We start from the raw sequence: 21,637 nt of genomic DNA, 5'->3' as shown, positions 1-21,637 counted from the left end.
CGCCGGTGAGGTCGTCGAACTTGTTGGCCAGTTCCAGCAGCACGAGGGCGACACCCATGGTGACCATCAGCCGGGTGAGGTCGGTGCCGCGCACGATCATGGGGCTGGTGAGCGCGCCCAGCAGGCCGCCCAGCAGCGTGCCGACGGCCAGGCCCACCAGCGGGTCGGGCATGACGTGCTTGGCGAACAGGGCAGCGCCGTAGGCCCCGAGACCAAAGAAGGCGGCATGGCCCAGCGAGACGATGCCGGCGTAGCCGAGGATGACATCCAGCGAGAGGGCGAACAGGGCCAGGATGGCGATCTCGTTGATCAGGGCGGCGTGCTGGGGCAAGGCGATGGGGGCGGCCCAGATGAGGAGCCAGGCGGCGATCTCCCAGGCGCGCCAGCGGCTGGGGGCGAGCAGGCGTTGCGCGACGGTGGGGGTGGTCGTCGGGGAGTTCATCGGCTGGCCCCGCGGGTGAAGAGGCCTTGGGGGCGCCACAGCAGGATGACGATCATCAGCAGGTAGACGATGAAGCTGCCGAGCTTGGGGACGTAGTACTTGCCGAAGACGTCGGCGATGCCGAGCACCAGGGCGGCGACGAGGGGGCCGGTGATGGAGCTGGTGCCGCCGACGGCGCAGACGATGAGGAAGAACACCATGTACTTGAGGGGGAAGTTCGGGTCGAGGCCGAAGATGTCGGCACCGAGCGCGCCGCCCAGCCCGGCCAGGCCGGAGCCGACGGCGAAGGTGAGGAGGAAGACGCGGTTGACGGGGATGCCGAGGCCCGCGGCGACGCGGGGGTCGTCGACGGCGGCGCGCAGGCGGGAGCCGAAGCGGGTGCGGGTGAGCACGGCTTGCAGGGCCAGGGCGAGCACGACGCAGCAGGCGATGATGAAGAGGCGGTAGGCGCCCATGCCGAGAGTGAGTGCGCCGGTGCCAATCTCGAAGCGCTGGCGCAGCCCCTCCGGCAGGGTGATGTTCTGCTGGGAGGAGCCGATGAAGAAGTCGACGGCGGCCACGGCCATGAAGGTGAGGCCGATGGAGAAGAGGACCTGGTCCAGGTGCGGGCGGCCGTACATGCGGCGGTACAGCAGGGGCTCCAGGACCGCACCGGCGAGTGCGGCGACAAGGAAGGCGGCGGGCAGGCAGGCGAGGAAGGGCCAGCCGGCCTTCTGCATCAGCAGCACCATCACGTAGCCGCCGGCCATCGCGAAGGCGCCGTGCGCCAGGTTGATGAAGTTCATCAAGCCCATCGTCACCGCCAGCCCCAGCGACAGCACGAACAGCAGCATTCCGTAGGCAATGCCGTCGAAGAGAAGGGTCAGCACGGTATCTGGATCCTCTTGCTTTCTTGTTTTCTCGTGGGCCTGCTTACTTGGCCTTGCCCGGATCCTTGACCGCTTTCTGCACGTCGAACTCGACGTTGTAGAGCTGGCCGTTCAACTTCTCGACCTTGCGGATGTAGATGTTCTGCACCATCTCGCGCGTCTGCGGGTCGACCTGGATCGGGCCGCGCGGGCTCTCGAAGCCCTGCGTCTTCAGCGCCGCGAGCAGCGCCTCGCCGCCGGCTCCGTGCGTCGCTTCGAGGGCCTGGTAGAGCATGTGCATGCCGTCGTAGCCGCCCACCGCGTGGAAGTTCGGACGGAACTTGTTCGCGGCCTCGAAGGCGGCGACGAACTTCTTGTTGACCGCGCTGTCGTGCGCCGCCGAGTAATGGTGCGAATTGATCACGCCCAGCGCCGCGTCGCCCATGTCGTTGAGCTGGTCGTCGTCGGTCACGTCGCCGGTGGTGATCAGCTTGATGCCCGCCTTGTCGAGACCGCGCTCGACGTACTGCTTCACGAAGGTGGCGCCCTGCCCCGACGGCAGGAACACGAACAGCGCATCGGGCGCGATGTCGCGCACCTTCTGCAGCACCGGCGCGAAGTCGGCGCCGCGCAGCGGCGTGCGCAGCTTCTCCACGACCTGACCGCCGCCCTGCGTGTAGCGCTCGTTGAAGTACTTCTCGGCGTCGTTGCCGGGGCCGTAGTCGGACACCAGGGTCACGACTTTCTTGATCTTGTTCTGCGCCGCCCACTGCGCGATGCCCACAGTGATCTGCGGCACGGTGAAGCCACTGCGGATGGCAAACGGCGATGCGTCCGTGATCGCCGAGGTCGCCGCGGCCATGATCACCATCGGCGTCTTGCTCTGCGTGGCGATCGGCGCGGTGGCCAGGGCCAGCGGCGTCAGACCGAAGCCGGCGAGCGCGACGACCTTGTCATTGACGACCAGTTCCTGCGCGAGGCGGCGGGTGGTGTCAGCCACGCCCGCGTCGTCCTTGATGATCACCTCGATCTTCTTGCCGCCGGCCTTGTCGCCGTTCTGCGCGACCCACAGCTTGATCGCGGCCTCGACCTGCTTGCCGGTCGAGGCGGACGGCCCAGTCATCGGCAGGATCACGCCGATCTTCACGGTGTCGCCCTGCGCCCAGGCCATGCCGGGGCCCGCGCCGATGAGCGCCGCGGCGGCGATCAGCGAGAGTGCGTGTCTGCGATTCTTCATGGTGGTCGTCTCCATCTGTCTTTGTTGGGTGTTCGTCCGACGAGCCGTCGCGGACGTCGTCCCCGACGTCGCTTGCTCGTCTCTGTCCTGTGGCTTGCTGAACGAGGTTCAGTGTGGCTTCGCGGGTCGCCGCGCGGGCTGAGTTCGCGATGCGCTGGGGTCAAACTTTTTTATGCAGTACCCCGGAAGTTGCCGGCGCCGGCGACGACGCTGCGGATCTCGTCCATCAGCGCACGCGCACCCGGCGAGCAGTAGCTGCCGTCGCGCTGCGTGATGCCGATCTGCCGCTTCGTCATGTCCAGCGGAAAGCCCAGCTCGACCAGGCTGCCGTCGAGGATCTCGTAGCAGAGCTGCTGCGGCGAGATGGCCGTGACCATGTCGCTCTCCATCAGCAGCGCGCGCAGCACGGCGAGGTCGCCGGTCTCCACGGCCGGCGCCGGCGCGGGCAACTGGCAGGCCGCGAAGAACTGCTCGAACAGCTCGCGCGACGGTGCGCCGCGGCGCGACAGCACCCAGCGCGCCTTCAGCAACTGCTGCAGCCCGGTACCCGCGCGCGCCAGCGGATGGCCCGCGCGAACGATCAGCGAGATCTGGTCCTCGAACAGCGGCTCCAGGGTCAGCTCCTTCGTCAAGGCGCAGGAGCGCAGCGCGCCGAGGATGAAGTCCAGGTCGCCGTTGCGCAGCGAGGCCGACAGGGCGTCGTAGTGGCCCTCGTTGGTCGCCACGTGCAGGCCCGGATGCTTGTCCAGCAGTTGTGCGATCGCCAGCGGCAGGATGCGGGTGCGGCCCAGCGGCAGCGCGCCGACGTGGACGCTGCCGGTCAGCACACCTTCGCTGGCCGCGATGTCCGGGCCGATATTGCGCAGCTCGGCCAGCACGCGGCGGAAGTGGAAGACGACGATCTCGCCCGCCGGCGTCGGCGCCAGGCCGCGGGCCGAGCGCTCGAACAGCACGGCGCCAAGCCGCGTCTCCAGGTCCTTCAGCGCGGCGCTGACGGCCGGCTGCGTGATGCCGAACTCGCGCGCGACGGCCGGCATGTTGCGCTTCTCGGCCACGCTGGCCACCACGGCCAATCGACGGCCGTTGAGGATGGACGCGAACAGCGAGTGGGCATCGCAGGTGATCTTGACGCCGCCACGGGCCATCAGCCTGGCGCGCGCCGTCTCGAACTCGGCTTCGATGCGGTGCGCGCGCCGCAGCACCAGCTCGCCATAGGCGTTCAGCACGGTGCCGCGTGCGCGGCGCTCGAACAGCGGACGCCCGAGCGCCGCCTCCAGCTCGGCGATCGAACGCGTCACCGCGGACGAGACGCGGCACAGGCCCTCGGCCGCCGCGGCGATGCTGCCGGAGGCCGCGACGGCGGTCAGCGCGCGCAGGTGCCGCAGGTTGATGTCCAGCGATTCGGTCTGGAGGTCTCGATCGCTCACGTGTTCTTGTCTCCAGGGCCTGCAGCATCGAACGCACTGCGGTCAGACCCTCCCTGATCGTTTGATCGAGTCTAGGCGGCGGGCGCAGCGGCCGGGAGAGTGCGCGATCGGGGGCGCGATAACCAGGCGTTATCGATAAGAAACGCTCACGCCCAAGCAAGGCGAACTCAGCGCTCGCCCCGGTCGCCAGACGAATACTGATTTCAGGCAGCCAGGACCCGTTCGATCGCAACAGCGAATAGCACGAGTCTGCACCACGAGCCGCAACGCGGCCCGACCGACCCCGACGCGCCGGCTGCCCGACGGGCCATCAAGAACGACAGAAGGAGACACGAGTTGAAGACTCTCAAGAAACACGTCACCCAGGCCGCCTGCCTGGCCCTGCTGCTGCAGGGCGTATGGCTACCTGCTTCCGCCGCCGCCATCACCAAGCGCGCCGCCGGCCTGGCGGCCGTGCCGGCCGCGATGGCCTGCACGCTGGAAGCGTTCCAGGGCATGAACCTCAACGGCGTGGCGGATGACAACGGCCAGGTCAGCTTCACGGCCGTCTCCCTGGTGCCCGCCTCGTCGAGCAACCCGTCGGCCTACTGCTCCGTGCGCGGCGTCGTCGGCCCCGGCGTCAACTCGATCGTGATGAAGCTGCCGATGAGCAACTGGACGCAGCGCTACGTGCAGAACGGCTGCGGCGGCGAATGCGGCAGCGACAGCCTCGGCGCGCCGACGCAATCGACCGGCTGCGTGCAGGTGAACAACGGCGAACTCGTGACGGCCACGACCAATATGGGTCACACCGGCGCGTCCACCTGGATCGTCAACAACCCCTGGGCCGGCATCGACTTCGCGTACCGCGGCGTGCACGTGACGGCGCAGGTGGCCAAGGCCGTCATCACGAACTTCTACGGCAAGAGCGCCGCCTACTCGTACTTCGACGGTTGCTCGGACGGCGGCCGCGAGGCGCTGATGTCCGCGCAGCGCTATCCGAACGACTTCAACGGCATCGCCGCCGGCGCGCCCGCCAACAACATGGACGTGCAGAACACGTACCACCACGGCAACCGCGTGCTGACCAACCAGACGACGCCGGGCGTCCTGCCGATCCCGGCGCGCAACACCTACCTGCTGCTGCAAGGCAACCTGGCCTACGTGCACTCCAAGGTCGTCGCGGCCTGCGATGCCATCGACGGTGTGACCGACGGCATCATCGACGACCCGCGCAATTGCAAGTTCAACACCAACACCCTGGTCTGCACGAACAACAACAATGAAGCCGGATGCCTGAGCCAGGCCCAGGCCGACGCGGTTGCGCGGATCCACGACGGCGCCCGCTCCACCACCGACGGCCAGCGCCTGGAGCCCGAGGGCTCCAGTCAATGGGGTTCGGAACTGGACTGGACGCTGTACATGCCGGCGGCCCAGGGCGGCAGCGCTCAGGGCGAGAGCTTCGTCACCAGCTGGCTCTACAAGACCTTCCTGAACAACCCGTACAAGGATGCATCTACGCAGACGCCGCGCACGCTGAATGACCTGGACTTCAGCACCACGGGCTTCATGTCCACCGTGGCCTCGGGAACCATGTACTCGGCCACCAACCCGGACCTGCGGCCCTTCGCCGGCGCCGGCGGCAAGCTGATCCTGTGGCACGGCTGGGCCGACCAGCACATCTCGCCCCAGGGCACCCTGCAGTACTGGGAGACGATGAGCAAGCTGACGAAGACGCCGGACACCTTCGCCCGCTTCTACCTGTTCCCCGGCATGGGCCACTGCGGCGGCGGCCTCGGCCCCAACACCTTCGACCTGCTGACGCCGCTGATGGCCTGGGTGGAATCCGGCACGGCGCCGAATGAACTAGTGGCCAACAACACGTCGACCGGGGTCTCGCGCCCGGTATATCCGTACCCGACGGTGGCCCGCTACGCCGGCAGCGGCAGCACCAATGACGCCTCCAATTTCGTGCCCTACACGCCGACCACCGCGTCGGACGTCAGCACCAGCAGCCTGGGCAACTACCTGTACACGCCGCTGTTCAAGCAGGCGGCCTGCACCGTCAACGGCGGCCAGATCTCCTGCAACTGATGAGCACCTCTCAGACGGCCCCTCACAACAGAAAAGGTAACTCCATGCGTATCGACTTTCCCAAGAATACCCTGATGGCTGGCCTGATCGCCGCCGCAGGCCTGGTCGCCGCCATGCCGGCCTCCGCCCAGAACCTCGTCGCCAACGGCGGCTTCGAGGCCGGCAGCCTGACCGGCTGGTCCGGCTCCATCCTCACCAACCCGTTCAGCGGCGTGTATTGCGGCGGCGCCGGCAGCGCACCGGAAGGCAGTTGCGAAGCCTTCCTCGGCACCTTCGGCACGACCGACACGTTGAGCCAGGTCCTCAGCACCACGGCGGGCCAGGCCTACACGGTGAGCTTCTCCTTCCAGTCCGACGGCAGCACGCCCAGCAGCTTCTCGGTGAGCCTGGGCGGCCAGACCGTGTACGACGTGACGAGCCCCGCCGCCTCCGCCGTGCAGACGCTGAGCTTCACGACGACGGCCACCGCTGCAGCCTCCAACCTGGTCTTCACGTTCAACAACGACCCCGGCTACTTCTACCTGGACGGCGTGTCCGTCACGGCGGTGCCAGAGCCGGCGTCGCTGCTGCTGATGGCCGGTGGCTTGATCGGACTGGTTGTGCGGCGTCGGAGATCTCTTCTGATTTGACGAGCGCAGGGCGGCGGGGTACCCCAAAGCTCCGTGTCCCCCGCCCGCTTCGCGGGCTCCTCCTTTACCTGCGCTTTGGGGCACCCCACCACCCTGCTTCGCCGAGGAACACCGATGGCCGTTTGACTCGGGATGTGGGCGGGGGCGGCCACGGAAATAAAGGAGGAGCCCGCGCAGCGGGCGGGGGACATGGAGTGGACGCCTCCGCCCGCAGCCCGAGGCCCAGCCAAGTCGATGCGAAAGCCCTGTCCACCAATCCGGAATCACTTTTACCGATACCGGCAATCCGAAATGATGATTTCAATTATTTCATCGCAGACGCCAACATGGCGGCATGAACGAAATCATCTGGCCTGAAGGCTATATCCCCGGCATTACCGACAACTTCTGTTCCAACGAGGTGATCGTCGCCGGTCTCACGGTGGCCGAGGTCTGGCCGTATCTGAACATCGCCACCCGCTGGCCCGGCTACTACGAGAACTCGGCGGATGTGCGCTTCTACGACGGCAAGGGCCCCGAACTCGAGGCAGGGCTGCGCTTCCATTTCTCGACCTTCGGCTTCCCCGTCGAGGCGCAGGTGGTCGAGCATGTGGCTCCGGTGCCGGGCCAGCCGGCCCGGGTCGCCTGGCATGGCTGGGCGGGCACGACGGATGAGGACCGCCTGGACGTGCACCACGCCTGGCTTATCGAGGAGCTTTCCGGTGGCCGGCTGCGTATCCTCACCCAGGAGACACAGAAGGGGAAACCGGCGGCGCAGCTCGCCAAGGCCCGACCGAATCCGATGATCAATGGCCACCAGGATTGGCTGGACGGCTTGGTCGAAGCCGCTCACAAGGCCAAGGAAGGCGTTGCCGCATGAGCGCCCTCTTCACGCCGTTTCAACTGAAGGACGTGCAACTGCGCAACCGCATCGCGGTGCCGCCGATGTGCCAGTACAGCGCGCTCGACGGACACACGACCGAATGGCACTCGGTCCACTACGCATCGATCGCGCGGGGCGGCGCCGCGCTGGTGATCGTCGAGGCCACGGGCGTCTCGCCCGAGGGGCGCATCACGCCGAGCTGCACGGGCCTGTGGAGCGACACGCAGACCGAGGGCATGGCGCGCATCGCAGCCGCCATCCGCGCCGCGGGTGCGGTGCCGGGCATCCAGATCGGGCATGCAGGCCGCAAGGCCAGCGCCAATCGCCCCTGGGAAGGCGACGACCACATCCCGGAAACCGACCCGCGCAGCTGGCAGCCGATCGCGCCCTCCCCGCTGGCCTTCGGCGGCGGGCTGCCGCGCGTGCCGCGGGAGATGACATTGGCCGACATCGAGCGAGTGCAGGCCGACTTCGTCGCCGCGGCCCGGCGCGCGCGCGATGCGGGCTTCCAGTGGCTGGAACTGCACTTCGCCCACGGCTACCTGGCGCAGAGCTTCTTCTCGGCGCACAGCAACCAGCGCACCGATGCCTATGGCGGCAGCGCCGAGAACCGCGGCCGCTTCCTCGTCGAGACCGTGGAGGCGGTGCGCGCCGTGTGGCCGGAGCGCCTACCGCTGACGGCGCGCTTCGGCGTGATCGAGTACGACGGCCGCGACGAGGAGACACTGACCGAATCGATCGCCCAGGTCGACCGCATGCGCCGGGCCGGGCTCGATCTGGTGAACGTCAGCGTGAACTTCGTGATCCCGGACGGGCAGGTGCCCTGGCGCGAGCCGGCCTTCCTGGCGCCCGTGGCCGCACGGGTCAAGCGCGAGGCCGGCCTGCCAGTCGCGTCGGGCTGGTGCATGGACGGCGCGTACACGGCGGAGCACGTGATCGCGTCCGGCCAGCTGGATCTGGTGATGATCGGCCGCGCCCACCTCGCGAACCCGCACTATCCGCGCGAACTCGCCCACGCGCTGAAAGTGGAACGACCGGACTGGACCTTGCCCGCGCCCTACGCCCACTGGCTGCAACGCTACGGCGGCCCGGGCGCCGCGTCAGCCCAGTAAGGTCAGCGCTTGGCGGCGCAAACGCGGACCAGCAGCTCCCGCACCCAGCGCTGGCCCACGTCCTCGTGCGTGCGGGCGTGCCAGGCCAGCAGCTTGGTGAAGCCGGGCACGTCCAGCGGCGGTTCGAGCACGCGCAGGCCGGTCGGCTCCTTCAGCAGGCGCTTGGGCACCAGCGCGACGAGATCGCTGCTGCGCACCAGGTCCAGCAGCATCACGAAGCTGGGCACGGAGACGACGACCCGCCGCTCGCGGCCCAGGCGCTTCAGGGCCTCGTCGGTCGCGCCCGAGAAGCCGCCGCCGTCGAGCGAGACGATGCCGTGGTCCAGCTCGCAGAAGCGGTCCAGCGAGAGCTTGCGCTTGCCGGCGACCGGATGGTCCTCGCGCAGCACGCAGACGTAGCGCTCGTCAAACAGGGCCTGGCTGTGCAGGTCGGGCGGCGTCATCTCCGGCGTCAGCAGTGCCATGTCGAGCTGGCCGCGCTCCATGCGCTGGTGGATGGCTCCGGTGCCGGCCTGCACCACGGCCACCTTGATGCCCGGCGCCAGCGGGCGCAGCGCGGTGATGAAGGGCATCACGACGGCACGCAGCGCGTAATCGGTGGCCGCCACGCTGACGGTGAACGCCGCCTCGCCGGGCTCGAAATCGACCGGCCGGAGCACCGCCTCGATCGAGGCCAGGATCTGCTTCACCGGCGCGACCAGTTCCAGCGCTCGGGCGGTGGGCACGACACCGCGCTGGCTGCGCACAAACAGCGGATCGCCGATCAGGTCGCGCAGGCGGTTCAGGGTGCCGCTGACGGCCGGCTGGGTCAGCGCGAGCCGCGCCGCCGCCTTCGTCACGCTGCGCTCGTCCATCAGCGCGTCGAAGGCCTTCAGCAGATTCAAGTCGACATTGCGGAGCTGCATCGATCAGTCGGGCGCGGCCGATGCGCGCCCGTTCAACGGGAAGCGCGCATTCTCGCGCGCACCCCCGCTCAGCGCGGCACGTACTGCGGCGTCGAGTCTTCCCAGAGGCTGTCGGTGATCTGCCGCTGGCCGCTGCCGTCGGCGTTCATCACCCACAGCTGGCCGTAGGGCTGGAAGGTCATGTCGTAGTGCGGCGCCTCGTCGCGGTAGCCGTTGCGCGCGCTGTTGAACAGGATCTGCTTGCCGTCCGGCGTCCACACCGCGTGGCCGTCGCTGGCCGGGTGCGTGGTGAGGCGCTGCAGGTCTGTGCCGTCGGGCTTGATGGTCCAGATGTCGAAGTTCGACCAGATGCTGTTCGGGATCTTCTCGCCGCGGGTGAACATGATGCGGCTGCCGTCCGGCGACCAGATCGGCAGGTTGTCGTAGCCGTGCGTGAGGTCGCGGATCTTGCGCGTCTCCAGGTCGAGGATGCGCAGGCCCATCTTGTCGTAGTCGTGGCCCTCGCCGAACCAGGAGCGGAACACGATCTGCCTGCCATCAGCCGAATAGCTGGGGAAGCCGGCGTTGAAGACCGAGTCGTCCGTCAGCGCCTCGGCGCCTGTGCCATCGCGCTTCACGCGCATCAGCTTCGCGCCGCCCTTGCCGCGCTCGGTGAACCAGCTGCCCAGGCCGAAGACGATCCACTCGCCGTCCGGCGACCAGACCGGGAAGAAGGCGCCGGCAAGGCCGCGCTTCACGAGGCCCATGTCCAGGCCGCCGTCCTTGCTGACGTTGAACACGCGCTTCCGCTCGCTGCCATCGGCCCGCATGATGTCCACCGAGGAGTCGTCGCCCTTGGCGGTCAGCACCATCCAGCCATCCTTCGAGAAGGCGGGCCAGACGTCGCTGTAGCGGTACTCGCGATCGGCATCCCAGCTGAACAGCGGCTGGTTCTGCTTCCAGCCGCGCCAGGTGAACTTCTCGTAGATCACCTGCTTGCCGTCGGGCGACCAGCTCGGCGTGCGCAGGCCGGGGATCTTCACCGGCGCCTTGCCCGGCGCCGTCGAATAGAGCCCCTCGCCCGCCCCGCCCTTGCGGCGGTAGGCGATCTCCTCGGCGCCGACGAACTGCGGGCTGATCTTGAAGCCGGGGCCGCTGGTGTGCTCGATGCGCTCGCCGGTGGCCACATCCACCGAGACGATCTGCGAATCGATCTGCGGCAGCAGGTCCGGCCGCAGCACCCAGTAGGTGTACTCGGACTTGGTCTCGTAGAAGACGATGCGCTTGCCATCGAGCGACCACTTCGGCGAGCCCAGGCAGTAGTCCTTGCGCGTGGCGACCTGGCGGAAGCCGCTGCCGTCGGCGCGGATCACGTAGACCGACAACTCCTGCGTATGCTCCCAGCCGGCGCCGTTGTGGTGGCCCTTCCACTCGGTGTTGCGGTCGGACGAGAAGGCGATCCACTGGCCGTCCGGCGACCACGAGGGGCGGAAGAAGCCGTCGGGCAGCATCGGGTCGCCCTGCACGCCGGCGACACCGGTGAGGTTCTTCAGCGCACCGGTCTTCAGATCCTTGAGCCAGATGTTGGTCTTCAGGCCGTCGCGCGTGCTGACGAAGGCAAGCTTGCTGCCGTCCGGCGAGAGCACGCCGGCGTCGTCCACATTCGGCGAATCGACCAGGCGCTCGGCCTGCGTGCCGTCCGCGCGGGCGCGGTAGATGTTCGCGTTGCCGAGGCCATCGCGCTCGGACGTGAACACGATCCACTGGCCGTCGGCCGAGAAGGAGGCGTTGAAGTCCAACGTGCCGCTGTCGATCAGCTTGCGCTCGTTCGTGCCGTCTGCGTTGGCGATGAAGATCTGCGAGGCCGAGGGGCCGATGCGGTTGAGCAGCAGCGGGCCCTTGGCTTTGGCCACCGGCTCGGCGGCCAGCGCGGCGAGCGGCTTCAGCGTGGTGGCGAGCGCGGCGCCGCCTGCGGCGGCAATGGTGATGAAACGTCTGCGGTCCATGGTCGTCATTGGTCCTGTTGTCTTCTGCTGGCGCGCACGAAGGCCACGCTGACGGGCCCCGGCGACGCCACCGATTGCCCGGTGTCGCTCAGCCGGCCCGTCGCCGGGTCGATCGCGAAAAGGTTCAGCTGGTTGCTGCGGTAGTTCGCCACCAGCAGCCAGTGGCCGCTGGGGTCGATGTCGAAGGCCCAGGGGCCGTCGCCGCCGCTGGGGATGCGTTGTTCGAACGTCAGTTGGCCCGAGGCGGGGTCGGCGCGGTAGACGATCAGCCTGCCCTCGCCCCGGTCGGCGACGTAGATGAAGCGGCCGTCGCGGCTTTGCGCGATCTCGGCCGCGCTCTTCGCGCCGGTGAATCCCTCGCTCGAAACGGCTTGCGTGTGCACCGGGGTCAGGCGGCCGGTCTCTCCATCCCAGGCCAGGATCATCAGCTCGGCGCTGAGTTCGTTCAGCACGTAAACGACACGGCCGGAGGCGCCGAACATCGCGCGGCGCGGGCCGCTGCCCGGCGGCGCGGCGAAGGCACGGGCCACCGCGGCATCATCGTTGACCAACTGGTGCCGCGCACGATCGAAGCCGTAGACGAAGACGCGATCGGCGCCCATGTCGGAGACCAGCGCGAAACGGCCGCTGGGGTCCAAGGTCACGGCATGCGCATGCGGGCCCGCCTGGCGACGGTGCGGGCCGGAGCCGGCGTCCTGGACCGTCGATGCCTTGGCGTCTAGGCTGCCATCCGGCTTCACAGCAATGGACGAGGCCGTGCCGCTGCCGAAGTTCGCCGCCAGCAAGGTCGCGGACGCGGCATCCTGCGACAGAAAGGTCGTGCCGCTGCCGCCGGCCGGAACCGCGTTCAGCGCCTGCAGCGCGCCGCTGCCGCGGTCCATCGAGAAGGCGGCCACGCTGCCCTCCTGCGCACCGCCGTCGATCGCGACGTAGAGCACCGCCTTCGCGGGATTGGCGATCAGCCAGCGCGACTTCGGCACCTCGGCCACCACGCGCGGCGCGGCGAGACGACCGTCCGCTTCCAGCGACAGCACGCGCAACTGAGCGCCATCGCTGCCGACATAGGCCAGCAGCCGCGCCGGCTCAGCCGCCTCGCGGTGCACCGCGCAGCCCATCAGCGTGCCCGCTGCGAGCGCGAGCGCGGCGGCAGGTTTCCACAACGTCGTCATCCAATGTCTCCAGGCTCAATTCTTCTTATTTGACTTCCTGCATCGAGGATAGAGGAGTGCCCCGCGGCGCTCCCTGCACGAATGCCAGATTCACTGGCACTTTTCTTCGATCAGAAATGCACTTCGCCCACGAGCACGGCGGCCGAGCGCTTGGTGCCGGCCGCTTCGCTGGAGGGCGTGCCGAACATGTTGTGCCAGTACTCGTAGCCGGGGCCGATGTAGACCGTGCGCGGGCTGCCCCAGGCCGAGCCGACGTCGAACAGCACCGACATGCGCGTCAGCACCTCGGTCTTCGTGTCCACATGGAAACCATCCTTGCCCTTCGGACCGGTGATCGCAGCGAAGCCCTTGAAGGTCATCGGCACCGGGCCCACGTTGAACGGCGTCATCCAGGCGCTCTCGACGTGCCAGGCGCTGTCGTAGTGGACGTCGGCATGGGTGATGCCGTTGTGGTTGTTCTCGGTGCGCATGCCCAGGGTCAGGTTCCAGAAGCCGCGCGGCACGGCGAACTCCAGGGTCGGGCCCAGGGTCAGCATGCGGGCGCGCGACAGGAAGGCGTCGTTCTTGCTGCTCAGCTCGTAGCCGGTGGTGAAGCCCACGTCGCGCACCGGGCCGAAGGCGACCGGATGGCCCAACATCTTGCCGAAGCTCCACTCGACGTGGCCGACGCTGTAGACCTCCTGCGCGCCGCTGCTGCCATTGGCCTCGGGGTTGTTCATGTCGGACTTCAGGAAGTCCACGTTGAACATGTAGCTGCCGTACTTGAAGCCACCGACGCTGTTCAGGAAGACGATCTTCTGCGCCACCTTCTCGGCGCTGCCGGGGAAGTAGAAATCGCTCGAATAGCGGCCGCCGATCGAGGTGTCGTTCCAGTTCGCTGGCGGGGCGTGCGGCGCGGGCGCTGCATCGTCGGCGGCATGGCTGGTGGCGGCCAGGCCGAGGGCCATCAGAGCGGCCAGGGCGGCCAGGCAGATCTTCGTGGGCTTCATCTTGTCTCTTCCTTCGGTTGCTGTTTTCGATCGAGTTGATGGACAGCGCTCCGCCCGCACGGCCGGTGGACGGCCACGCAGTTGAAGCGCGGTGGGCTTGGGAAATCGGGGCGCAGGCTAGACGCGCGGCGTTGCGGTGTCGGGTGTCATCGGTCTCGTCTCCATCGGCCGCGCATCCCGCGCAGGCTCTTCGTTATGTGCTCGAAGAATAGGAGACAGGCCTCTCGATGCCTCTGCACAAATCGCAGATTCATTGGCACTTTTCGGGTGCCCTCGGGAAAGCTCTCAGGCGTGGCTGGACTGCTCGCGCGCGGCGCTGCGGAACTGGCTCGGCGACTGCCCCACTTCCTTGCGGAAGAAGCGGGTGAAGTAGGCCGTGTCGATGAAGCCCAGGCCGTAGGCGATCTGCTCGATCGACATGTCGCCGAAGATCAGGTTGCGCTTGGCTTCGGTGATCAGCCGCGCATGGATCAGCTTGTTGGGCGACAGGCCCGTGGCGGCCACGCAGGCCGTGCGCAGCTGCGCGGGAGACACGGCCATCTTCGACGCGTAGTCCTGCAGCTTCAGGTTCTCGCGGTAGTGCTGGTGCACCAGCTCGCGGAAACGGTCGGCCAGCTTGATCGCGTTGCGCGTCGCGCCTTCCTTGTCGATCTGGTCGAGCCGCGTGCTGCGCACCAGGCGCAGCAGGATCGAGGTCAGCAGCGACTCGGTGCCGACGATGTGGCCCACCGCCTTGGAGCGCACCTCCTGCTCCAGCCGGCGCACGAGGTTGTAGAAGTGGTTTGGCGCCTCGTCGTCGTAGCCCAGCGAGATCACGCGTGGTTCGGTCCAGAGCTGGATGAACTCGGGCAGCTTCGCGTTGATCTGGTGCAGGAAGGTCTCCTCGATCGTGACGACCCAGCGATCGACGTCGATCTCGTAGTCCAGCCCGTGCACGCATTCATTGGGCAGCAGCAGCGCGCACGGCGCCTCGAAGGGCACGGCGCTGCCCTCCAGGTTCATCACGCCGCAGCCCTGCCGCACGAAGATCACCTGCCCGTAGGCCGGGTGCGCATGCGGCTCGGTGCGGCGCCGGCCGCCCTCGGTGACGTGGCCGACGTTGACGAACCAGGCCTCCTGCTTCTCCTCGGGTTTCTCGACGTAGAGCCGCACCTGCGGCACCGGGGCGGGCGCGGGAACGGCTTCGCGGTGAACCTTGCTCATCCGCGGGACTTTAAGCGAAGGCGCGCCGCGCTCCCAGGACGGGAGCGCGGCGTCAAGGTAACGAGTAAGTTCGACGGTCTTCAGAACTTCTTCAGAACGAATGACCGATGCCGATCTGCAGCGCGTTCTGCGAATCGCCCGGCAGCGGGCCGGTGCCCGACGAGTTGGTGCTGGCCGCCACGGCCAGGGTGCCCTTGTTGGCGACGTACTGCTCGGAGACGTAGACCGTCGTGCGCTTGGAGAACCAGTAGTTCGCACGCAGCGCCAGCACCGAGGCCTTGTTGGCCGAGTCCTTGTACTTGATCTGCGCCAGCATGCCGGTCAGCACCACGGGCTCGCTCAAGTGCGTCTCGCCGGAGATCCAGACCAGGTTGCTCTTCGGCGTCGTCGCGCTGCCTTCGTTGTTGCGGGCCAGCCAGCCCCAGCCGAGCTTGCTGTCCTTGCCGAACTTCACGTAGCCGTTGATGACGGCGCGGCTGTCGGTCAGGTCCGGATTCGTCAGGCCGCCGTAGGTGGTGGAGATGCCGCCGTACATCTTGTCGTAGGAGGCGGCGACGGCCCAGCCGCTGCCCTCGTAGCGCAGCATCGCCGAGTACTCGGAGCACTGCTTGGCGATCGTCGATTCGCCGGCGCAGCCGGCTGCGGCCGGATTGTTGGCGGAGACGGTGTCGCGGCCGAAGCTGTAGTTCACGCCGCCGCTGAAGCCCGCGCCGCCGGGGTTGTAGCGGTACGAGATCGCGTTGTCGGCGCGTGCGTTCGGAATGCCCGCGTCGATCGTGCCCGTGCCCTGCGAGCCGGCGCCGAAGAAGTCGCCGTCGAACATCGCGAAGTAACGCATCATGTACAGGCGCCCCAGGGTCACCTGGCCCCAGTCGCCCTGCAGGCCGACCATCGCCTGGCGGCCCCACATGCGGCTGCCCTGTCCCGAGGTGCCTGTGTCGAGGTTGATGCCGCCTTCCAAGGTGAAGATCGCCTTCAGGCCGCCGCCGAGGTCTTCGCTGCCGCGAAAGCCCAGGCGCGAGGGCACGGAGCCCAGGCCCAGCCGGTACTGCGTGGCGGACGTGCCATTGCCGGCATTCACATGGCTGGCGATCTCGGCGGCCTGGTCGAGGATGCCGAAGATCTGGATATTGCCCGTCTGGGCATGGGCCACTGGCGAGGCGCAGGCGAGCGCCATCGCAGCGAGCCCGCAGGCTGCTGTCGTTTTCATGAGAAGTCTCCTCTCGGGTTGTGGTCTTTTTTGGATCAGTCGATGCGGTCAGTCGAGGCTGACCGTCATGTCGTCGGACGGCTCATCGCTCGGGGTCCCAGTACATGAAGCCCATGCCTTCGCCGGTGCCGGCCGCGGTGCGCCAGCAGGGCACGTAGTCGACCAGCGTCATCTCCGCGCCGGTGTGCTGCAGGGCCTTCATCACGGTGCCGTAGATCTTGATTTCCGAGGTGCCCGACTGGAACCAGCCGTTCGGGATCGCCGACAGGCCCTCGTAGTCGTAGCTCGCAAGTTTCTTCAGGATGTCCTGATCGAACTCCTCGTCGTTGACGAAGTGCGAGAGCCCGCCCGAGGCGATGACCGCCACGCGCACGTCCTCGGGCCAGGCCTCGATCGCATCGCGCAGCACATCGCCGAACTCGATGCAGCGGGCCATCGAGGGCTGCGTCGGCGGGTAGAACAGGTTCATCAGCACCGGCACGTGCGGCGGCGGCTCGTCGCCCATGATCTGGTGGTAGACGAAGCTGTAGGCGTGGGGCACGACGGGGTAGTCGGCCTTCTGCTTCATCTGCCGCTCCATCCACACGTTCTCGGGCCAGGCGAACAGGTCGGTCAGGTCGAAACCGCGCGCCTGGAAGGTCTCCAGCAGATAGCTCGCCAGCTTCGGGTGAGCCTTGTGGACGACGTGGTGGTCCGGCGCGTAGACGCTGCGCTGAGGCGGACCGTTATGCACCTCCTCGCCGCTGTAGATCGCGATCGAGGGCGAGAAGTGCGGAAAGATCTCCTGCTGGTCCTTGCCGAGGATGATCGCCACGTCCACCTTCGCGCGCCGGTAGGCTGCGGCCATCTCGTCCAGCGCGGCGCGGCAGCGCTTGGCGCGGGCCGTGCGCTCCTCGATCGTCAGGTATTGCTCGAAGGCCTTGCCGCGGTGCGCTTCCAACTCGGGATAGGTCCAGGTGCGGTTGCGGAACCAGAGTTCCGGGTTCTTGAAGTCCCGCTCCGCGTTGTTGAGCCAGTCCTCGGGCTTCTGGCCCAGCATGCCGCTATGGGGGACGGCCATGCCGAATACGATCTTTGCCATGTCTTGCTTCTTGTCGGTGTTCGTTCAGGCGGTACGTTCTTGCGGGATCTCTTCGACCGGCGGGCGCGGCGGCGCCTCGGCGACGGTGACCTTGGGCGACCACTCAGGTCGCAGCAGCACGGCCGTCGCGGCCGCGCCGATCACCAGGAACACGAAGATCACCTGCATCGGCAGGTCGTAGTTGCCGCTGACGTGCAGCAGCCAGCCCGAGAGGCTCGCCGCCACGCCGCCGGCCAGGCTGGTGGCCACCTGCTGCACGCCGGTGACCAGGCCGATCGCCTGACGGGGGATCAGGGTCAGCCGCGACAGCGCGAGGTTGTTGGCCGTCGCCAGGCCCAGGAAGGACAACGAGAACACGTTCCAGAACAGCGCCGTCTGCAGCGACTCCGCATAGGCGCCCAGCAGCACCGTGCAGCCGCCGACGAAGCCGGCGATGACGAAGGCCTTGCGCACCTTCACCGCGTTGCGGCCGCCGGCGATCAGGCGGTCCGCCGCCCAGCCCGCCGCGGCCGCCACGATGGCGATGCCGGCGAAGCTGAAGAAGGTGTAGATGCCCGAGTCCTGCAGCGAGAGGCCGCGCTGCTCGACCAGGTAGGCCGGCATCCACGTCATGCAGTAGAACGTGAAGTAGCCGTAGCAGAAGTTGTTGATCATGCCGCCCCACACGACGGGGCTCTTCAGGATGTTGGCCATCGTCACCGTGCCGGCCTTGCGGCGCGAGGCGGCGATCTCGGCGGCAGTCGGGAAGTCGTTGCGCACCAGCGCCAGCCAGGGCGCCAGCCACACGAGGCCGACGATGCCGGTGGCGACGAACATCCACTGCCATGAGTAGTTGACGATGCACCAGGCGGCCACCGGCGCGCCGATCGCCGGGCCGAACTTGTTACCCATCGCGAACAGGCCCACGGCCAGGCCGCTGCGGCTCTCGGGGAAGTTGTTGCGGATCCAGCGGTAGCTGGCCGGGATCACGATGGCCTCGGCCGCGCCGATCAGCAGGCGCAGCAGCACCAGCGCGGTCAGGCCCGTTACCGCGCCCATCAGCGCCGTGGCCAGGCACCAGACGGCAAAGCACAGCGCATAGGGCCACTTGACGCCGTAGCGGTCTGCCACCCAGCCCATCGGCACCTGCACGAGGCCGTAGGACCAGAAGAAGGCGGCATTGAGCCAGCCGCGGTCCACGCTGCTGAGCGAGAACTGGCGGACGAACTCATGGTCCGCCAGGGCCGCCGAGATGCTGGTCCTGTCGACGAACGAGATCAGCACACCCAGCGAGAGCAAGGCCAGGACGACCCAGCGCCCGATGCCCACCGGGTAGTAGCTGCCGGAACTGCTTGTCTCCGTTTTCATTCTTCTTGTCTCGTCAGGCCGGATCAGGATTTGGGGTCGACGAAGAGTTCATTGAGACTCATGCGGCGGGGGGTGAGGCCTTGCTTGAAGGCGGTCTGCTCCAGCGCCTCGATGGTCTTGCGGTTCTCCTCGATGCCGTAGGGCAGCGGGTCGCGGCCGACGATCTGGGTCAGGGCCTGGTACTTCTTGTCGCCGGCGTTGGTGGACGTGGGCAACTTCTCGAGCCAGCGGCGCTTGGCTTCGGCGAAGGCGTCGTAGAGGGTCCTGGCGACTTCGGGGTGCTGGGCCAGCACGGCGTCCTTGACGACGATGGTGCCGTGCATCGGGTAGATGCCGGTACGGGCGTAGTAGGCCGCTTCGACTTCGGCGGCGTTGGGGAACAGGTCGGGGTAGTTGGCCTCGACTTCCTTCCAGCCGCCGGTGGGGTTGCCGGTGCGGCCGATGCCGGCGGCGGCGTCGAAGCCGGCGACCAGTTCGCCGTCGGCCATCATGTCGGCCAGCGGGCGGGTGGCCTGGATGACGTTGGCGGGCAGCTTGAGCTGGGTGACGTGTTCTTCGTCGTCGACGACCCAGGTGACCTGGTCGTTGTCCAGGCCGTATTCGTCGATCAGCACCTGGCGGGTCCACACGCCGGTGGTGACAGAGTAGGCGCGCACGCCGACCTTCTTGCCTTCGAGGTCCTTGGGGACGCGGATGTTGGCATCCGGGCGCACCAGCAGGCCACCGTGGTGGAAGCGGCGCACGACGAAGATCGGCAGCGCGACAAAGGGGGCGCCGTAGGCGCGGGCGATGATGTAGGTGGTGGGGGCGAGTTCGCAGACGTCGAATTCGTGATCCCGCACCATGCGGCGGAAGGCGCCGATCTGCGGCTTCACCGTGATGAACTCGGCATCGATGCCGGGCAGCGGGATCTCGCCGGATTTGATGCCCTCGGTCTGCGGGTGATCGGCGATGGCGATCTTCAGGTGGACTTGGGCCACTGCGTGTCTCCTGGATTCTGTTTATGCCCCGCAGAAGCGGGGTCTTGGCATGGGAAGACTTTAGGCATTCGGCCTTCCCAAGCCTTTAAACAAAACTCAGATTCGCTGGCACTTTTGTGGCGGTTCGCCAAATGACGCGGGCGCTTCCTTCACAGGGAGCGCCCGCGGGTCCGGCTACAGGCGCCGGGCTACATGAAGTAGGGATCCGTCCCGGTTCTCGTTCAAGAACTGGAGGCTGCCCCGGACCTAGAAGTTGTGTGCATATCACCTCCTTGTCTCGTTGCCATGGAAGGCCCAAGCCTACTCGCTTGCGCGCCACGCGTCGACAGCGGAAACGATCAGAAACGATCGATCAGCTAGCGAGGGCACCCTGGCCGGTCCGGAACACGGCCACAGCCTGCACGAGCTGGCGGGCCTGGCCCTTCAGGCTGTCCGCGGCCGCGGCGCTCTGCTCGACCAGCGCGGCGTTCTGCTGGGTCACCTGGTCCATCTGGCTGACGGCGTCGCCCACCTGCGAGATCGCCGAACTCTGCTCGGCGCTGGCCGTGCTGATCTCCGCGACGATGGTGCTGACCCGATGGATGGAGCCGACGATCTCGTCCATCGTCTTGCCCGCGCGATCCACCAGCACCGAGCCCTGCTCGACCTGCGCGATGCTGCGGCCGATCAGGGCCTTGATCTCCTTGGCAGCCTCTGCGCTGCGTCCGGCCAGCGAACGAACCTCGCCGGCCACCACGGCGAAGCCCCTGCCCTGCTCGCCGGCCCGCGCGGCCTCCACGGCCGCATTCAGCGCGAGGATGTTGGTCTGGAAAGCGATGCCGTCGATCACGCCGATGATGTCGCCGATCTGCCGGCTGCTGTCGCTGATGCCCCGCATGGTGGAGACGACATCGCCGACGACCTCGCCGCCCTTGGCCGCCACCGTCGAAGCGCTCTGCGACAGCCCGTCGGCCTGATGCGCGCGATCGGTGTTGCTACGAACGGTAGCGTTCAGCTGTTCCATCGTCGCGGCGGTCTGCTGCAGGGCGCTCGCCTGCTCCTCGGTGCGCTGGCTCAGGTCGTGGTTGCCCTGGGCGATCTCGGCGCTGGCGGTGGAGACGAACTCGGCATTCGAACGAACCGAGCAGACGATGGTGGAGAGCGATCGCTGCATCTCCTGCAGCGATTGCTGGAGGCCTGTGAGCTCGTCGCGCCCGTCCACCCCGATGTCTTCGCTCAGGTCGCCCGCGGCCACGCGGCGCACCGAGCTGATCGACCGCCCGAGCGGCAGCAGGATCGAGCGGATCACGAACCCGAACAGCAGCGCCGTGCACAGCGCGGCCACCACCAGGGTCGTCCAGAGCAGCACGCGGCTGGTTTCGACGACGGCGCCGAAGATGTTGATGGTGTCCTCGGCGAGCTTGCCCGCGACGGACACGGTCTGGTCGACCGCGGCACGGTGGACGCGGAACAGCTTGTCCAGCGGCGGCAGTTGATCCCGCAGGCTGTCGACATCGGCACTGACGGCCTTGTCGACCAGCGCGGTCGCCGCCGCCATCAGCTGCCGCGAAGAGTCGTACTGGCGTTCCAGCACCTGTGGATCCAGGCCGGCGACCGGATGGCCGCGCCAGTAGTCCACGCGCGCGTCGTGTTCCTTGACCAGGCGCGCCACCTGCGTCTTCGCCTCGGCCGGCGTCATCGTCTTCTCGAACATCTGCGAGATGACCAACCGCATCTCGATCAGGAACAGCGGCGGGGGCAGCACGTCGGCGACCACGTCCTTGGTGGCGAACACGTCGCCGCTCAGTGTCGTGAGCCGAGAAGCAGCCCAGAGCCCGACCGAGGACGACACCACCAACGCGACCAGCGAAACGGCGGCCAGACCAACAAGCCGCGAACGAATCGTGAATTGCCGAAGGACCGACATGACCCGTCTCCTGATGCCATGGGACGGGTCAAGTATGGAGCAGCAGCAAGGCTCCGAACTAGTGGTTCACCCCGCAAGTAAATGGTGAGTTAGTAATGAACACGTCAGCTTGGATCACCCCGCGCCAGAACCTAGGGTTACTACGCAATTACGTCCCATGCTCACGAGCCAAATGGCAAAAAAGTACAACTCGTCGGCTGGATAAGTAGTGGCTGCGTCTACACGGTCTGCC

General features: G+C 67.5%; 18 protein-coding genes. 4 read left to right on the top strand and 14 right to left on the bottom strand.

Going from position 1 to position 21,637, the window contains the following annotated elements:
* The 4 genes from SNE35_RS31915 to SNE35_RS31900 all read right to left on the bottom strand — a co-directional run.
* Positions 1-442 (bottom strand): ABC transporter permease subunit (locus SNE35_RS31915; RefSeq protein ID WP_431312816.1); only part of this gene is annotated, 442 nt, incomplete at its 3' end.
* Positions 439-1,311 carry a branched-chain amino acid ABC transporter permease gene (locus SNE35_RS31910; protein ID WP_320427114.1) on the bottom strand — a complete coding sequence of 291 codons (873 nt, stop codon included), beginning with the start codon at positions 1,309-1,311 and terminating at the stop codon, positions 439-441. The genes SNE35_RS31910 and SNE35_RS31915, both read right to left, overlap by 4 nt.
* Before the next feature lie 43 nt (positions 1,312-1,354).
* Positions 1,355-2,527, bottom strand: a complete 1,173-nt coding sequence (locus tag SNE35_RS31905; protein ID WP_431312815.1) for an ABC transporter substrate-binding protein — start codon at positions 2,525-2,527, stop codon at positions 1,355-1,357.
* 170 nt (positions 2,528-2,697) lie between these two features.
* Positions 2,698-3,954 (bottom strand): LysR family transcriptional regulator, encoded by a 1,257-nt coding sequence (locus SNE35_RS31900; RefSeq protein WP_320427113.1) that lies wholly within the window; start codon positions 3,952-3,954, stop codon positions 2,698-2,700.
* A gap of 336 nt (positions 3,955-4,290) precedes the next feature.
* On the opposite strand from SNE35_RS31900, the gene SNE35_RS31895 reads away from it, so the two are divergent.
* The 4 genes from SNE35_RS31895 (at position 4,291) to SNE35_RS31880 (ending at position 8,630) form a co-directional block, all read left to right on the top strand.
* Complete coding sequence (locus tag SNE35_RS31895) at positions 4,291-6,027, top strand: tannase/feruloyl esterase family alpha/beta hydrolase (protein WP_320427112.1); 1,737 nt, start codon at positions 4,291-4,293, stop codon at positions 6,025-6,027.
* Positions 6,028-6,071: 44 nt separating this feature from the next.
* Positions 6,072-6,656, top strand: a complete 585-nt coding sequence (locus tag SNE35_RS31890) for a PEP-CTERM sorting domain-containing protein (protein ID WP_320427111.1) — start codon at positions 6,072-6,074, stop codon at positions 6,654-6,656.
* 334 nt (positions 6,657-6,990) lie between these two features.
* Entirely contained in the window at positions 6,991-7,515 is a 525-nt protein-coding gene (locus SNE35_RS31885) for an SRPBCC family protein (protein ID WP_320427110.1), read from the top strand.
* On the top strand, positions 7,512-8,630 hold the full coding sequence (locus SNE35_RS31880; RefSeq protein WP_320427109.1) for an NADH:flavin oxidoreductase/NADH oxidase: 1,119 nt from the start codon (positions 7,512-7,514) through the stop codon (positions 8,628-8,630). The genes SNE35_RS31885 and SNE35_RS31880 overlap by 4 nt, the downstream gene beginning before the upstream one ends.
* Before the next feature lie 2 nt (positions 8,631-8,632).
* On the opposite strand, the gene SNE35_RS31875 is transcribed toward SNE35_RS31880, so the two are convergent.
* The 10 genes from SNE35_RS31875 to SNE35_RS31830 all read right to left on the bottom strand — a co-directional run bounded on the left by SNE35_RS31875 (position 8,633) and on the right by SNE35_RS31830 (position 21,405).
* Positions 8,633-9,535 (bottom strand): LysR family transcriptional regulator, encoded by a 903-nt coding sequence (locus tag SNE35_RS31875; protein WP_320427108.1) that lies wholly within the window; start codon positions 9,533-9,535, stop codon positions 8,633-8,635.
* A 68-nt stretch (positions 9,536-9,603) separates the two neighbouring features.
* Positions 9,604-11,520 carry a hypothetical protein gene (locus SNE35_RS31870; RefSeq protein WP_320427107.1) on the bottom strand — a complete coding sequence of 639 codons (1,917 nt, stop codon included), beginning with the start codon at positions 11,518-11,520 and terminating at the stop codon, positions 9,604-9,606.
* Between the two features lie 5 nt (positions 11,521-11,525).
* Complete coding sequence (locus SNE35_RS31865; RefSeq protein WP_320427106.1) at positions 11,526-12,689, bottom strand: lactonase family protein; 1,164 nt, start codon at positions 12,687-12,689, stop codon at positions 11,526-11,528.
* A 110-nt stretch (positions 12,690-12,799) separates the two neighbouring features.
* Entirely contained in the window at positions 12,800-13,678 is an 879-nt protein-coding gene (locus SNE35_RS31860) for a hypothetical protein (protein ID WP_320427105.1), read from the bottom strand.
* A 285-nt stretch (positions 13,679-13,963) separates the two neighbouring features.
* Positions 13,964-14,881 carry a helix-turn-helix domain-containing protein gene (locus tag SNE35_RS31855; RefSeq protein WP_320427104.1) on the bottom strand — a complete coding sequence of 306 codons (918 nt, stop codon included), beginning with the start codon at positions 14,879-14,881 and terminating at the stop codon, positions 13,964-13,966.
* A gap of 91 nt (positions 14,882-14,972) precedes the next feature.
* Positions 14,973-16,091: a porin gene (locus SNE35_RS31850; RefSeq protein WP_320427103.1), complete on the bottom strand. Its 1,119-nt coding sequence runs from the start codon at positions 16,089-16,091 to the stop codon at positions 14,973-14,975.
* Positions 16,092-16,173: 82 nt separating this feature from the next.
* A complete protein-coding gene (locus SNE35_RS31845; RefSeq protein WP_320427102.1) occupies positions 16,174-17,172 on the bottom strand; it encodes a DODA-type extradiol aromatic ring-opening family dioxygenase in 999 nt (332 codons plus the stop codon).
* A gap of 24 nt (positions 17,173-17,196) precedes the next feature.
* Entirely contained in the window at positions 17,197-18,519 is a 1,323-nt protein-coding gene (locus tag SNE35_RS31840; protein WP_320427101.1) for an MFS transporter, read from the bottom strand.
* 23 nt (positions 18,520-18,542) lie between these two features.
* Positions 18,543-19,499, bottom strand: a complete 957-nt coding sequence (locus tag SNE35_RS31835) for an ABC transporter substrate-binding protein (protein ID WP_320427100.1) — start codon at positions 19,497-19,499, stop codon at positions 18,543-18,545.
* A gap of 352 nt (positions 19,500-19,851) precedes the next feature.
* Entirely contained in the window at positions 19,852-21,405 is a 1,554-nt protein-coding gene (locus SNE35_RS31830; RefSeq protein ID WP_320427099.1) for a methyl-accepting chemotaxis protein, read from the bottom strand.
* Positions 21,406-21,637: the final 232 nt, after the last annotated feature.

The sequence above is a fragment of the Roseateles agri genome (assembly GCF_034043675.1).
In the GTDB taxonomy this organism is placed as follows: domain Bacteria; phylum Pseudomonadota; class Gammaproteobacteria; order Burkholderiales; family Burkholderiaceae_C; genus KK5.
The sequence above is the reverse complement of the archived record's forward strand: the minus strand, read 5'-3'. Positions and strand labels throughout refer to the sequence as shown.

Bases quoted from the DNA above. Each gene is read 5' to 3' on its own strand.
- SNE35_RS31905 (WP_431312815.1), bottom strand. From the start codon at position 2,527: ATGAAGAATCGCAGACACGCACTCTCGCTGATCGCCGCCGCGGCGCTC.
- SNE35_RS31890 (WP_320427111.1), top strand. From the start codon at position 6,072: ATGCGTATCGACTTTCCCAAGAATACCCTGATGGCTGGCCTGATCGCC.
- SNE35_RS31885 (WP_320427110.1), top strand. From the start codon at position 6,991: ATGAACGAAATCATCTGGCCTGAAGGCTATATCCCCGGCATTACCGAC.
- SNE35_RS31880 (WP_320427109.1), top strand. From the start codon at position 7,512: ATGAGCGCCCTCTTCACGCCGTTTCAACTGAAGGACGTGCAACTGCGC.
- SNE35_RS31875 (WP_320427108.1), bottom strand. From the start codon at position 9,535: ATGCAGCTCCGCAATGTCGACTTGAATCTGCTGAAGGCCTTCGACGCG.
- SNE35_RS31870 (WP_320427107.1), bottom strand. From the start codon at position 11,520: ATGGACCGCAGACGTTTCATCACCATTGCCGCCGCAGGCGGCGCCGCG.
- SNE35_RS31865 (WP_320427106.1), bottom strand. From the start codon at position 12,689: ATGACGACGTTGTGGAAACCTGCCGCCGCGCTCGCGCTCGCAGCGGGC.
- SNE35_RS31860 (WP_320427105.1), bottom strand. From the start codon at position 13,678: ATGAAGCCCACGAAGATCTGCCTGGCCGCCCTGGCCGCTCTGATGGCC.
- SNE35_RS31855 (WP_320427104.1), bottom strand. From the start codon at position 14,881: ATGAGCAAGGTTCACCGCGAAGCCGTTCCCGCGCCCGCCCCGGTGCCG.
- SNE35_RS31850 (WP_320427103.1), bottom strand. From the start codon at position 16,091: ATGAAAACGACAGCAGCCTGCGGGCTCGCTGCGATGGCGCTCGCCTGC.
- SNE35_RS31845 (WP_320427102.1), bottom strand. From the start codon at position 17,172: ATGGCAAAGATCGTATTCGGCATGGCCGTCCCCCATAGCGGCATGCTG.
- SNE35_RS31840 (WP_320427101.1), bottom strand. From the start codon at position 18,519: ATGAAAACGGAGACAAGCAGTTCCGGCAGCTACTACCCGGTGGGCATC.
- SNE35_RS31830 (WP_320427099.1), bottom strand. From the start codon at position 21,405: ATGTCGGTCCTTCGGCAATTCACGATTCGTTCGCGGCTTGTTGGTCTG.